The sequence below is a fragment of the Micromonospora inyonensis genome (genome assembly GCF_900091415.1).
Lineage (GTDB): Bacteria > Actinomycetota > Actinomycetes > Mycobacteriales > Micromonosporaceae > Micromonospora > Micromonospora inyonensis.
The window spans coordinates 1,827,438-1,839,890 of sequence record NZ_FMHU01000001.1 but is presented as its reverse complement, the minus strand read 5'-3'; the positions used below and the strand labels follow the sequence as shown (position 1 = coordinate 1,839,890).

Genomic DNA, 12,453 nt, shown 5'->3' with positions numbered 1-12,453 from the left:
GCTCGGCGCCACGGGTCCGGGTGCGAGCACGGAGGACGAACATGGGCGAGCAGCAGGTTCCGGCGGCAACTGTCGAGGCCGGTGCCGGGTCCCGCCCGGTGACCGGTCCGCCCGGTGACGGCGACACCCCGCTGGGCGGTTCCGTCCCGGCCACCGCCGGCAGCACGTCCACCGCCGCCGGGAGCGCCCCGAACGCCGCCGGCACCGCGCCGTCCGGCGCCGCGGCCCTGGACGGTGGAGCCGCCGAGGTCGGGCGGCAGTCGGGCACGGCTGCCCCCGCCACCACGGCGCGGGGCCGGGCCAGCATCGTCGTCGCCAGCCCACCCGCCGGTATGGCGGACGCGCCCGTCGTGCCGGCCCCGCGCAGTCCCACTTCCTCGGCCCGGGCCAGTGTCGCCGTGCCGGGCCGGCAGCGGATGTCGCCGGAGGAGGCCGGAATCGCCGCTGGCGTGCGTACCGGTGGGGCGAAGGTGTACCGGTCCGCCGAGTCCACGTCCGCCGGGTCCACCGGCACCGCCCCGGCCGCGCCCACCGGCGCCCCGTCTCCCCGGCAGCCGGAACCCGCCACGCCACCCGTACCGGCCGAGCCACCGCCCCCGCCCACCCCCAGTCCGGTCCCGGAGCCACAACCCGAGCCGCTGCCCGAGCCCCCGGTGCCGACACCCGCACCGCCCCTGCCGAAGCCTCCGGCACCACACCCGCCCGGTCCGGCCCCCACGCCACCCGGTCCGGTGCCGCCGACGCCGGGCCCGCCCGCACCGCCGCCCGGCCCGCCGATTCCCCCGCCGCCGGCACCGCCCGGACCGATGCCGGCACCGCCTTTCCCGCCGCCCCCGGCCTCCGCCACCCCGGTCCCGGGCGTTCCGTCCGGCGGACCGAAGGCTCCGGTCGTCCGGGGCAGCGCCCGAGTGCCGGCACCGCCGACGCGAGGAACGCCGGCCACCGTGGACACACCGGCCGCCTCGGGTGGCTCACAGGCCGGCGGCCCGGCCACCCCGACCCCCACTCCGCCCGCCGCATGGGCCACACCGACCTCCGGACCACCCGCCGCGTGGGCCCCACCGACCTCCGAACCACCCGCCGCATGGGCCACACCGACCTCCGAAGCGTCGGCACCACCGGTCGTCCCGGAGCCGGCCCTGCCCGCCTGGCCGCCGCCGACCGGGCCGCCCGGACGCGGCGGGACCGCCCCGGGCGGGTGGTCCGCGCCGGCAGAACCCGCACCCCTCACGCCCACCAGCGGTGGGCCGGTGCACCACCACCTGCCGCCCAACGGGATCCCGGCCGCCGGGGACCACGCCGGCGCCGACGACCGTCCGGGTACCTCCGCCCAGCCCGGGACGGTCTACGGCGGTTCGGCCACCGACGGGCCCGGTTTCGCCACGGTCGCCCTGCCCAGCGGGAACCCGGTCGAGAACACCGGTTCCCTCACCGGGCACATCCTCGCCCAGGGCTGGACGGACACCCCCACCGAGCGCTCCCGTTCCACCACCAGGGTGGTGATCGTGCTGGCCGCCTCGCTCGTGCTGCTCGTGGCGATCGGCCTCCTGGTGGTCCTGATAGCGAACGACGCGATGGGTGGCCTCATGGGAAACCTGATCAACGGGTGAACCGCCGCCCCGGAAGCGCCCCCGGAGCCGATCGCTCGGGGTGAGCCCGCCCACTACCCGTCGCGTCGTGGTGGCCCACCGCGCGGAGCGCCGTACACTGTCTATCGATCACTGACCTGGTGCGCGTCGTCGCGTGCCCATGGGCGATCTTGCGGGCGAACCGGCGGCGTCACCTTCCGCGGCGGGCCATCGCGAAGATGCGCCCCGCTGGAGAGGTATTTCTTGACGACCTTTGCTGACCTCAGCACGTCCCCGTCCGCCTTCGACACCCCGCTGGTGACCCCCGGCGACCACGCCGCCACCACCGACGGCACCGACCACGTCGACTTCGCCGCGCTGGGGCTCCCCCAGCCGCTCGTCCGGGCGCTGGCCCGGCAGGGCATCAACGCCCCGTTCGAGATCCAGCGGGCCACCGTGCCGGACGCCCTCGCCGGACGGGACGTCCTCGGCCGTGGCCAGACCGGCTCGGGCAAGACCCTCGCCTTCGGCCTGCCGCTGCTGGCCCGGGTCGCCGACGGTGGCCGGGCCCGGCCGCTGTATCCCCGAGCCCTGATCCTGGTGCCCACCCGGGAACTCGCCATGCAGGTCAACGACGCGCTCGTGCCGCTGGGCAAGGCGGTCGGGGTGTTCCTCAAGACCGCCGTGGGCGGTGTGCCCTACGACCGCCAGATCGACGCCCTCCGGCGCGGTGTGGAGATCATCGTGGCCACGCCGGGACGACTCGGCGACCTGATCTCCCGGCAGGTGTGCCGCCTCGACGACGTCGAGATCACCGTCCTGGACGAGGCCGACCAGATGGCCGACATGGGCTTCCTGCCCGAGGTCACCGAGCTGCTGGCGAAGACGCCGGCCAACGCTCAGCGACTGCTCTTCTCGGCCACCCTGGACAACGACGTCGACTCGCTGGTCAAGCGGTTCATGACCGACCCGGTCACGCACTCCACCGCCCCGGCCACCGCCGCCGTTTCCACCATGGACCACCACCTGCTGCTGATCCCGCCGCACGACAAGTTCGCGGTGGCGGCGTCGATCGCGGCCCGCCCCGGGCGGACCATGATGTTCGCCCGTACCCAGCTCGGCGTGGACCGGTTGGTGGAGCAGCTCGGCGCGGTGGGCGTGCGGGCCGGCGGCCTGCACGGCGGCAAGACGCAGCGGATGCGTACCCGCACGCTGGCCGAGTTCCGCGAGGGCCGGATGAACGTGCTGGTCGCCACCGACGTGGCCGCCCGCGGTATCCACGTGGACGGCGTCTCGCTCGTGGTGCACATCGACCCGCCGAAGGACCCGAAGGACTACCTGCACCGGGCCGGGCGTACCGCGCGGGCCGGTGAGTCCGGCGCGGTGGCCACGCTGGTCCTGCCGAAGCAGCGACGGACCACCCTGGCCATGATGGAGAAGGCCGGTGTCGAGCCGGGCCAGCTGCGGGTCCGGCTCGGTGACCCGGAGTTGACCGAGCTGACCGGTGCCCGGCAGCCCAGCGGCGTGCCGGTGTCCAACGAGCCGCAGGAGCCGCGCCGGTCCGGCGACCGCTCCAGCGGTCCCCGGCGTTTCGACGACCGCGACGGCCGGGGCGGGCAGCGGTTCGGCGAGCGGCGCTTCGGTGACGACCGCTCCGGTCACCGCAGCCGCACCGACGAGCGCCCCGCCTACCGCAGCCGCACGGAGGACCCCCGGGGCTACCCGGTTCGGACCGACGACCGTGGGGCCTACGCGGGACGGTCCGACGACCGGCGCGGATTCGCGGGCCGCACCGACGACCGCCGGGGCTACGCCGGCCGGAGCGACGACCGGCGCGGACTCCCGGGACGGACCGACGACCGGCGCGGATTCGGCGGACGGGCACCCGCGCGCAGCTACTGAGTCAGCCGGACGCCGCCGTGGTGCACCTGTCGCCACGGCGGCGTCCGTGTCGTCTCCACACGCAGCGTTCCGCGTCGTCTCGCCAGGACCGTGTCGCCGGGCACCGTCGGCGGGGTCCCGCGACCCGGGTGCCGGTTCTGCCGGCCTGCCGTAGTGTCCGGCTCATGCCGACCATGCCGAAGTCGCTGTTCTGGAGCCGCACCGACACCACCGGCTGCGAGCACGCCCTGCTGGACGACGCCCAGGGGCTCACCGCCCGGGGGACGGCACAGGCCGTCGACACGGTCCCGTACACCTGCCGGTACGCCCTGACCACGACGCCGCAGTGGGCGACCGTCCGGCTGGAGGTCGAGGTCGAGGGGGCGGGTTGGTCGCGCGGGGTCCGACTGGAACGGCAGCCGGACCGTTGGCGGGTCGTGACCAGCGAGCAGGGCGACCTCGACGCCGTGCTCCGCGCGGCCGGCCGGCCACCCGTCGGGCTGCCCGGCACCGACGATCCCGATCGGCTGGCCGACGCGGTGGACGTCGACCTGGGCGCGTCCCCGCTGTTCAACAGCCTCCCGGTACGTCGGTTCGGGCTGGCCGACGCCGCGCCGGGCACCGAACGGCGGATCGAGGTCGTCTGGGTGCTGGTGCCGAGCCTGCTGGTGCTGCCCGCCGAGCAGACGTACACGGCGCTCGGTGGCGGACGGGTCCGGTTCGCCAGCGGCGACTTCACCGCCGACCTGGACCTCGACCCGGACGGCTACGTGCGGCACTACCCGGGGCTCGTCGATCGGGTCGCCACCGGGCGCTAGCCGACGGGCCAGGCCCCGGTGCTCAGGAAGCGCTCGACGGTGGCGAGGTGCGGGGCGAGGTCCAGCCCCTGCGCGGCCACCCAGTCGTCGGCGTAGTACGTGTCGGCGTACCGGTCGCCGGCGTCGCAGATGAGCGTCACCACCGACCCGGTCCGCCCCTCGGCGAGCATGGCGGCGATCAGCCCGAACGCGCCCCAGAGGTTGGTGCCGGTCGAGCCGCCCACGCGCCGGCCGAGCACGGCCGAGCCGGCCCGCATCGCGGCCAGCGAGGCCGCGTCGGGCACCTGCACCATCCGGTCGACCACGCTGGGCAGGAAGGACGCCTCGACCGTCGGCCGGCCGATCCCCTCGATCCGGGAACCCCGGCCGGTACGGACCGACCAGTCCGCCGCCTGCCAGGCGGGGTAGAACGCGGAGTTCTCCGGGTCGACCACACAGAGCTTGGTGGGCAGCCGGCGGTACCGGGTGAACCGGCCGATGGTGGCACCGGTGCCGCCGGTGCCCGCGCCCACCACGATCCAGGCCGGCACCGGGTGCCGCTCCAGGCTGAGCTGGGCGTAGATCGACTCGGCGATGTTGTTGTTGCCCCGCCAGTCGGTGGCCCGTTCGGCGTAGGTGAACTGGTCCATGAAGTGCCCGCCCGCGTCCTCGGCCAGCCAGCGAGCCTCGACGACCACCTTGGCCGGGTCGTCGACCAGGTGGCACCGGCCTCCCTGGAACTCGATCTGGGCGATCTTCTCCGGGGACGTGGAGGCGGGCATCACCGCGATGAACGACAGTCCCAGCATCCGCGCGAAGTACGCCTCGGAGACGGCGGTCGAGCCGGAGGACGCCTCGATGATCGTGGTGTTCGGGCCGATCCAGCCGTTGCAGAGCCCGTAGAGGAAGAGCGAGCGGGCCAGCCGGTGCTTCAGCGAGCCGGTCGGGTGCACCGACTCGTCCTTGAGATAGAGGTCGATACCCCACTCCCTGGGGAGGGGGAACGGCAGCAGGTGGGTGTCGGCCGACCGGTTCGCGTCGGCCTCCACGGCGGCGATCGCCTCGGTCCCCCACGCCCGGACAGCCTCGTCGCACCGGTCGAGATGAGTCACGACGAGAAACTAGCAATCTTCACGTCCGGCCGGTACCGGCCGGTTCACGTACCGTCGATCCGGCGGCGCTGGCGGCGCTGCCCGGCCCGGCCGGCGGCGCGGACCAGCGGGGCCAACCGGAGCGCGAGCCCCGGCAGGGCGTCGAGCAGGCGGACCTGCGCGCCACGCCAGCGGGGCAGCGCGACCACCGGTCGGGGCCACCGGGCCAGCCGGGCGGCCCGGCGGGCCAGCCGCCGAGCGGGCCGGCGACGGCGGCCACCGCCCCGGCGTCCAGGTCGGTGAGGAGGCACCCGCCAGCCGTCGGCGTGCAGCGCGACGGCGATGGCGCGGCCGAGCCCGCCGGCCGCACCGGTCACCACCGCCGTGCCGGGAGTCCGATCCGTCACCGCCGCACCGTACCGCGCGGGCACTGCATCGGCGGGGCCGCTCAACCGGCGGGTGGGGCACCCGGCTGGGGACGGTTCTCCCACTTCGTCGACAGGGCGATGCCGGTGCGGGTGGAGGCCACCCCGGGGGTACGGTTCAGCCGGAGGATGAGCCGCTCCAGCTCGGCGATCGTGGTGACCCGGGCCTTGAGCAGGAAGGACTCCACGCCGGCCATGAAGTAGCAGGACTCGATCTCGGGCATCTGCCGAAGGGCCTCCAGCACCTCGTCGGTGTCGGCGGTGGAGTCCTCGACGATGCCGATCAGGGCCGTGACGGCGAGCCCGATCGCCTCTGGCTCGACCTCCGCCCGGTACGCCCGGATGACTCCGCCCGACTCCAGCTTGCCGACCCGTTCGTGTACGGCGGGAGCGGAGAGACCCACCTGCCGGGCGAGTTCGGCGTACGACAGACGGGCGTTGGCCCGCAGCAACTCCACGAGCCTCAGGTCGATGGCGTCCACGGACTGTAGACCCTAGTCGTGGAAGGGCTGCGCGAACCGGCCGGCGTCGGACATCCTGACGGCACGTGTCCGTCCGGCAATCGGAGCGTCGGGGTGCCCCCGGTCGTCCCACCGTTCCCCCGTTCCCAACCAGTGCTTTTTTCGCGTTTGGCGGACCGCGTCACCTCGCCGGTGCTGTAATTGCCATACGTCCCTCATGACGGCTCTGGGCTCGCACCGGCCGGGGGCAGTGTGTTCAGCCGAGGGCTTCGTCGACGCGAGGAGGGGGCTGTGGACACTGGAGATCGCCTGCTGACGCCGGGCGAGGTGGCCGCGCTGTTTCGGGTGGACCCGAAGACCGTGACGAGATGGGCGGCAGCCGGCCGGATCGGCAGCATCCGGACGCCGGGCGGGCATCGCCGGTTCCGGGAATCCGAGGTGCGGGCGCTGCTTGAGGGGGAGGGCATGCTCGACGAGGGGGAGGACGTGGCGAACCGGCCACGCAACGTCGGACCGACGGCCTCCACCGGCCCGGGTCCGGCCAACGCCGGCATGTACTGACGGGTGACGGGTCACGCGGACCGGGCGGCAGGTCGCCGGTCCGTGTCCCGTCGCACCACGGCTGGCCAATCAGCCCAGGGTCGCGCCGAGTTCCCCGGACCACCGGCGGAAGAGCGTGTGCGGTACGCCCAGCGCGTCCAGCACCTTGCCGGCGACGAAGTCGACCAACTGCTGGGCCGAGGCCGCCGCCCCGGCACCGTAGAAACCGGGGCTGGCGGGGAGCACCACCGCACCGGCGTCGTGCAGCGCGATGAGGTGCTCCAGATGACTCCGGGTCACCGGGGTCTCCCGGGGCACCACGACCACCGGCCGCCGCTCCTTTAGGTTGACCTCGGCGGCACGCTGCAACAGGTCCTTTGAGAGCCCGATGGCGATGCCCGCGCAGGCCGCCGTGCTGGCCGGCACCACCGCCATGCCGCGTACCCGGTAGGAGCCGCTGCTCGGGCCGGCGGCCAGGTCACCGGCGGGCCAGTACCGCAGGTCGGCCCCGGCGAGGTCCCGCCCGAGCCAGTCGCCCAGGTCGTCGCGCCAGTGCCCGTCCCGGAACGGTCGGCCGGTCTCGTCGAGAACGGTCAGCCGGGCCGCCCGGGAGACGATCAGGTCGACGGCCGACCCGGCGTCGAGGAGCCCGCGCAGGACCGCCGCCGCGTACGGCGTACCGGAGGCCCCGGAGACCCCGACCACCCATGGTTCACGCATACCGACAAGCGTGCCTGGTCGTCCCCGCGGGGTGTTCACCGCCCCCGCTTGTGGTTGCAGGGGTCCCCTACTACCGCTTTTTGGGTAGCAGGGGACCCCTGCAACCACCTCAGCCGCCCCGGGTCGACTGACGGGAGAGCGCTTGCACCTGGCATGCTGCAGGGGCATAACGTACAGCGGGGAAGGAATCGGTGATGACCGGCGGATCCCTCGGATCGCCACGGTTCGACTGCCCCATCCCGCCCCGGCTGTCGCCGCACGCCGACGCCACGCAGGAGTGGCTGTCCACCTGGCTCGCCCGGTTCGACCTGCCGCTGGACCGGGATGCCCTCGACCGGCTGGACCGGGCCGGCATCGCCCGGTACGCGGGCCGGATCTACCCGGACGCCAGCCCGGCCGACCTACGCACCCTCGCCGCCCTGTTCACCTGGTGCTTCCTGGTCGACGACTTCTGCGACACACCGCACCGTTCGACCCCGGAGGAGGTCGACGGGCTGCGCCAGGGGGTGATCAGGCTGTTGCGGACCGGGCCGCGCTCGCGCCACCCCGGTTTCACCGGCCCGTTGCGCCGGATGCTGGTGGACGCCTGGCGGGCTCCCCGGGCACGGATGCCCGCCCGCTCGCAGGTCCGCTTCACCGACGCGATGGCCCACCACCTGGACGGGACGTGGCGCGAGTCGGTCAACAAGGCCGCCGGTCGGGTGCCGACGGTCACCGAGTACGTGCCGCTGCGCCGGGCCACGTCGGCGGCGTACGTCTCGTACGCGCTGGTGGAGTTCGCCACCGGCCAGGTGCTGCCGGACGCCGTCTACCACCATCCGCTGCTGGTCCGGATCGCCGAGACCGCGAACGACCTGCTCTCCTGGTTCAACGACGTGGTCTCGCTGGAGCGGGACCGGGTCGGTGCCGGCGGGCACAACCTGGTGCTGGCCACCGCACACGAGCACGGGGTGCCGGTGGAGACCGCGGTCGCCCTGGTAGCCGACGGGTGGCGGGCGGCGATGGACCGGTTCGTGGCGCTGCGCGCGGCGGTGCCGTCGTTCGGGCCGGAGGTGGACCCGGCGGTCGCCGTCCACCTGGACGCGGTCGCGAACTCCGTACGCGGCACCATCGACTGGACGCTGGAGAGCCCCCGTTACCCGGCGCCCTGACGGGAAAGCGCCCGCTACCCCGTGCCCTGAGGCGACCGGCGGGTGGGCTCAGGCCCCCAGGCCCTGCCGGAGCACCAGGTCGAGCAGGGCGAAGAGGAAGAGCGCGATCCCGACGAACCCGTTCGCGGTGAAGAACGCCCGGTTGACCCGGCTCAGATCGGTCGGGCTGACCACCACGTGCTGGTAGCCGAAGGCGAGCGCGGTCAGCGCCAGTCCGACCCACCACGGCCAGCCGAACCCGACCAGCGTCCCGAACCAGACGAAGAGCGCGAAGGTCACCACGTGCGCCACCGTCGAGGCGTGCAGGGCGAAGCGCAGCCCGTACCGGGCCGGGACGCTGCGGACCCCGATCTCGCGGTCCACCTCGGCGTCCTGGCAGGCGTAGATCAGGTCGAAACCGCCGATCCACAGGCCCACCGCGACACCGAGCAGCCAGGCCGGCCACGAGCCGGCGAAGGTGCCGGTGACGGCGAGCCACGCGCCGACCGGGCCGACCGCCTGGGCGACCGCGAGGATCGCGTGCGGCCAGTCGGTGAACCGCTTGCCGTACGGGTAGACGACCAGGGGCACCACGGCCAGCGGCGCGAGCACCAGACAGAGCGGGTTGAGCAGGGCGGCGGCGGCGAGGAAGACCACCAGCGCGACCACCGCGCCGGTCCAGGCCGTCCGCACGCTCACCGCCCCGGTCACCAGTTCCCGCCCGGCGGTACGGGGGTTCCGCGCGTCGATCCGCCGGTCGATGATCCGGTTGGCGGCCATCGCGAACGTCCGCGCCCCGACCATCGCGACGGTGATCAGCAGCAGGTCGAGCCAACGTACCCGCCCGCCGTCGAGCCGCATCGCGGCCAGCGCGGACAGGTACGCGAAGGGCAGCGCGAAGACCGAGTGCTCGATGGCGACGAGCCGGAGGAAGGACTTCACCCGACCGGGTCGTTCGGTGACCGCGGTCATCGGATGCCGTACTCCTTCCAGCGCTTGTCCACCAGGGCGACGACCTCCGGCGACATGGTCATCTCCTCCGGCCAGCCCCGGGTGTAGCCCTCGGTGGGGAGCTTGCGGGTGGCGTCGATGCCCGCCTTGCCGCCCCAGAACTGCTGGTACGACGAGTGGTCCAGGTGGTCCACCGGCCCCTCGGTGAGCAGCAGGTCCCGCGAGTAGTCGACGTTGCCGAAGGCCCGGAAGGCGACCTCGTGGTAGTCGTGCACGTCGCAGTCCTCGTCCACCACGACGATCAGTTTGACCAGGGACAGCAGGTGGGCCCCCCAGATCGCGTTCATGATCTTCTGGGCGTGCTTCGGGTACCGCTTGCGGATCGAGACGATCACGCAGTTGTGGAAGACCCCGGCGGCCGGCATGTCGTAGTCGACGATGTCCGGGATCAACATCCGGAGCAGGGGCAGGAAGATCCGCTCGGTGGCCTTGCCCGGGCCGTGGTCCTCCTGCGGCGGCTTGGACGTGACGATCGTGTGGTAGACCGGGTCGCGCTGCATGGTCATCGCCTCGACGTGCATCACCGGGAACGGCTCGACCGGCGTGTAGAAGCCGGTGTGGTCGCCGAAGGGGCCCTCCGGCAGCCGCTCACCGGGCTCGATGTAGCCCTCCAGCACCACCTGGGCGTGCGCCGGCACCTGGAGCGGCACGGTCAGGCAGTCGACCATCTCCGTACGCTCGCCGCGCAGGAAGCCGGCGAACAGGTACTCGTCGATGTCGCTGGGGAGCGGCGCGCTGGCCGCGTAGCTGACCACCGGGTCGCAGCCGATGGCGATCGCCACCGGCAGCCGCTGCCCGAGCCGCTCGGCGACCGCGTGGTGGGCGGTGGAGTCCTTGTGGATCTGCCAGTGCATGCCGATGGTGTTGTGGCTGTGCTGCTGGAGGCGGTAGAGCCCGAGGTTGCGCTTGCCGGTCTCCGGATGCTTGGTGTGGGTCAGCCCGTAGTTGTGGAAGACCCCGCCGTCGCCGGGCCACACCTGCAACCCGGGCAGCCGGTTGAGGTCGACGTCGTCACCGCGGTAGACCACCTGCTGGCAGGGGGCGGTCTTCACCTTGCGCGGAGGCAGCGACTTGAGCTGCATCACCTTGCCGAGCCCGTCCCGGATCCCGGACCAGCCGACCGGCAGCTCCGGCTTGATCATCGCGCCGATCCGGTCGCCGATCTCGTCCAGCGACTCGACGCCGAGCGCCATCGCCATCCGCTTCTCGGTGCCGAAGAGGTTGACCGCCACCGGCATCTCGCCCCGGGTGGGACGCTCGAAGAGCAGCGCCGGCCCGCCCGCCCGTACCGTCCGGGTGACGACTTCGCTGATCTCCAGCGTCGGGTCCACCGGCACGCTCACGCGCCGCAGTTCCCCCGCGCGCTCCAGCGCCTTCAGGAAGTCCTTGAGATCGGTGTACGGGAAGCCACGAACCGCCATACCCCCAGTGTCCCGCACCGCCAGAGCCCCATCCCACCCGGTCCTCACCACCCGGAAGCCGCCGAGCGGGGCGGGCGTGATCCAGGATGCAGGACCGGCAGACCACTCGCCGATCATGAAGTAGTGGCACGTGATTGGTGGCGATTGTGCGGTTTGGCCAGTGCCCTGAGTCCATGATCGACGAGATGGGGGGCGTGGCTGTCAGTCGCCGGAGTAGAGCCGTTCGGGGTCGACGACGAGGACGTCCGGTCGTCGGGCGGTGATCTGCCGGAGTTCGTCGGTGAAACCCTCCCCGCTGGCCAGTAGCAGGCGGGCGTGCCCGGCGTCCCAGCCGGGTCGCGCGGTGAGCAGGGCCCGGGCCCGCTCCAACCGGTCCAGGTCCGGCCGGCCGAGGGTACGGCCCCACTTGACCTCGCCGATCGCGAGCAGCGGCCGTGGTCCGTGTCCGGGCGGTGGCTCCCCCAGCGCGACGAGATCCAGTTTCTGGCTGGTCCGGCTGGCTGGGTCGGTCAGGGTCGCCTCGCTCGCCTCGGCGACGATCCCACCGAAGGTCTCCGGTGCGGCGAAACGGAGCGCCCACTGCCGGACGGTCTCCTCGAAGCCCGGCCCGAGCACCGCGCTGGCGTACCGGCGTTGGGAGCGGCGCCAGACGTCCGCGCCACGCCGCTGCTCCAGAGCGGTCCAGGCCGGACGCATGACCGCCTGGTAGAAGGTGATCAACGGCTCGGTGATGCGGTACCGGCTCCGACCGCTGCGCAGCGGATCCGGATCTCGGGCCAGCAGGCCGGCGTCCTGCAGCACGGTCAGCGGATGCTGGAGGTCGGTGGCCTTGCGGCCGATGTAGCCGGCGATCCCACCCCGGGTGCCGTTCCCCTCGGCCACCGCCGCGAGCACGGAGTGGTAGAGCGCGGCGTCCCGGAGATCCGGATCCTCGGCGAGGAGGTACCGGGCCTCCCGGAACAGCGGCCGGGCCGGATTCAACACCGCCCGCACCACCCAGTCGTCGAAGTCGTCGGGGCCGCTTGGCGCGTCGTCCTGGACGTACTCGCGGCGGTAGGCCGGGGTGCCCCCGACGATGGCGAACAACCGGGTGGCGATGAGCGGATCGTCGATTCCCCAGAACGCTGCCGCTGCCCGGTAGTCCAGCGGTGCGACCGGGAGTTCCAGGCCCGCCCGTCCCCGCAGGGGTGCCGATCCGGCGAGCAGTCCACCCATGAAGGAGAGGGCGGAACCGCAGAGCAGCAGGCGGGTTCGGGACTCCGTACGCTGCGGTCTGCCCGGGGTGAGTGCGTGCTGGATGGTCGACGGCAGGTCCCGACTCGCCCGGGCCAGGTAGGGAAACTCGTCGACCACCACGGTCACCGGTCGGTCCCGGCCAAGGGCGAGCAGCGCGTCGACGGCCTCGGTC

The 12,453-nt window shown here is 73.3% G+C and carries 12 protein-coding genes; 5 read left to right on the top strand and 7 right to left on the bottom strand.

The window, feature by feature from the left end:
• The first annotated feature begins 41 nt into the window (after positions 1 to 41).
• From GA0074694_RS32665 to GA0074694_RS08445, 3 genes are all read left to right on the top strand, one after another.
• On the top strand, positions 42 to 1,610 hold the full coding sequence (locus GA0074694_RS32665) for a hypothetical protein (protein WP_091455036.1): 1,569 nt from the start codon (positions 42 to 44) through the stop codon (positions 1,608 to 1,610).
• Positions 1,611 to 1,886: 276 nt separating this feature from the next.
• Complete coding sequence (locus GA0074694_RS08450) at positions 1,887 to 3,470, top strand: DEAD/DEAH box helicase (protein ID WP_091458845.1); 1,584 nt, start codon at positions 1,887 to 1,889, stop codon at positions 3,468 to 3,470.
• Positions 3,471 to 3,634: 164 nt separating this feature from the next.
• Positions 3,635 to 4,267: a putative glycolipid-binding domain-containing protein gene (locus tag GA0074694_RS08445; protein ID WP_245714596.1), complete on the top strand. Its 633-nt coding sequence runs from the start codon at positions 3,635 to 3,637 to the stop codon at positions 4,265 to 4,267.
• Here GA0074694_RS08445 and cds1 read toward each other — a convergent pair.
• From cds1 to GA0074694_RS08430, 3 genes are read right to left on the bottom strand one after another with little or no spacing between them, the layout of a single operon-like run.
• Positions 4,264 to 5,358 carry an L-cysteine desulfhydrase Cds1 gene (gene cds1, locus GA0074694_RS08440; protein WP_091455033.1) on the bottom strand — a complete coding sequence of 365 codons (1,095 nt, stop codon included), beginning with the start codon at positions 5,356 to 5,358 and terminating at the stop codon, positions 4,264 to 4,266. The genes GA0074694_RS08445 and cds1 overlap by 4 nt on opposite strands.
• A 44-nt stretch (positions 5,359 to 5,402) precedes the next feature.
• Positions 5,403 to 5,744: a hypothetical protein gene (locus GA0074694_RS32660; RefSeq protein ID WP_245714595.1), complete on the bottom strand. Its 342-nt coding sequence runs from the start codon at positions 5,742 to 5,744 to the stop codon at positions 5,403 to 5,405.
• Between the two features lie 41 nt (positions 5,745 to 5,785).
• Complete coding sequence (locus GA0074694_RS08430; protein WP_091455030.1) at positions 5,786 to 6,244, bottom strand: Lrp/AsnC family transcriptional regulator; 459 nt, start codon at positions 6,242 to 6,244, stop codon at positions 5,786 to 5,788.
• Between the two features lie 270 nt (positions 6,245 to 6,514).
• Between GA0074694_RS08430 and GA0074694_RS08425 the strand changes: the two genes are divergently transcribed.
• Positions 6,515 to 6,784: a BldC family transcriptional regulator gene (locus tag GA0074694_RS08425; RefSeq protein WP_088981116.1), complete on the top strand. Its 270-nt coding sequence runs from the start codon at positions 6,515 to 6,517 to the stop codon at positions 6,782 to 6,784.
• A 69-nt stretch (positions 6,785 to 6,853) separates the two neighbouring features.
• Here GA0074694_RS08425 and GA0074694_RS08420 read toward each other — a convergent pair whose 3' ends face one another.
• The gene (locus tag GA0074694_RS08420; RefSeq protein WP_091455026.1) at positions 6,854 to 7,483 is read right to left on the bottom strand and encodes a UbiX family flavin prenyltransferase; all 630 of its coding nucleotides are present in this window, start codon (positions 7,481 to 7,483) and stop codon (positions 6,854 to 6,856) included.
• Positions 7,484 to 7,677: 194 nt separating this feature from the next.
• On the opposite strand from GA0074694_RS08420, the gene GA0074694_RS08415 reads away from it, so the two are divergent.
• Positions 7,678 to 8,634 (top strand): terpene synthase family protein, encoded by a 957-nt coding sequence (locus GA0074694_RS08415; protein ID WP_091455023.1) that lies wholly within the window; start codon positions 7,678 to 7,680, stop codon positions 8,632 to 8,634.
• Positions 8,635 to 8,682: 48 nt separating this feature from the next.
• Here GA0074694_RS08415 and mqnP read toward each other — a convergent pair whose 3' ends face one another.
• The 3 genes from mqnP to GA0074694_RS08400 all read right to left on the bottom strand — a co-directional run bounded on the left by mqnP (position 8,683) and on the right by GA0074694_RS08400 (position 12,407).
• Positions 8,683 to 9,585: a menaquinone biosynthesis prenyltransferase MqnP gene (gene mqnP, locus GA0074694_RS08410; protein ID WP_091455019.1), complete on the bottom strand. Its 903-nt coding sequence runs from the start codon at positions 9,583 to 9,585 to the stop codon at positions 8,683 to 8,685.
• The gene (locus tag GA0074694_RS08405) at positions 9,582 to 11,045 is read right to left on the bottom strand and encodes a menaquinone biosynthesis decarboxylase (RefSeq protein WP_091455014.1); all 1,464 of its coding nucleotides are present in this window, start codon (positions 11,043 to 11,045) and stop codon (positions 9,582 to 9,584) included. The genes mqnP and GA0074694_RS08405 overlap by 4 nt, the downstream gene beginning before the upstream one ends.
• A 201-nt stretch (positions 11,046 to 11,246) precedes the next feature.
• Entirely contained in the window at positions 11,247 to 12,407 is a 1,161-nt protein-coding gene (locus GA0074694_RS08400; protein ID WP_245714594.1) for an AAA family ATPase, read from the bottom strand.
• Between the last annotated feature and the right edge of the window lie 46 nt (positions 12,408 to 12,453).

Bases quoted from the DNA above. Each gene is read 5' to 3' on its own strand.
- GA0074694_RS32665 (WP_091455036.1), top strand. From the start codon at position 42: ATGGGCGAGCAGCAGGTTCCGGCGGCAACTGTCGAGGCCGGTGCCGGG.
- GA0074694_RS08445 (WP_245714596.1), top strand. From the start codon at position 3,635: ATGCCGACCATGCCGAAGTCGCTGTTCTGGAGCCGCACCGACACCACC.
- GA0074694_RS08420 (WP_091455026.1), bottom strand. From the start codon at position 7,483: ATGCGTGAACCATGGGTGGTCGGGGTCTCCGGGGCCTCCGGTACGCCG.
- GA0074694_RS08415 (WP_091455023.1), top strand. From the start codon at position 7,678: ATGACCGGCGGATCCCTCGGATCGCCACGGTTCGACTGCCCCATCCCG.
- mqnP (WP_091455019.1), bottom strand. From the start codon at position 9,585: ATGACCGCGGTCACCGAACGACCCGGTCGGGTGAAGTCCTTCCTCCGG.
- GA0074694_RS08405 (WP_091455014.1), bottom strand. From the start codon at position 11,045: ATGGCGGTTCGTGGCTTCCCGTACACCGATCTCAAGGACTTCCTGAAG.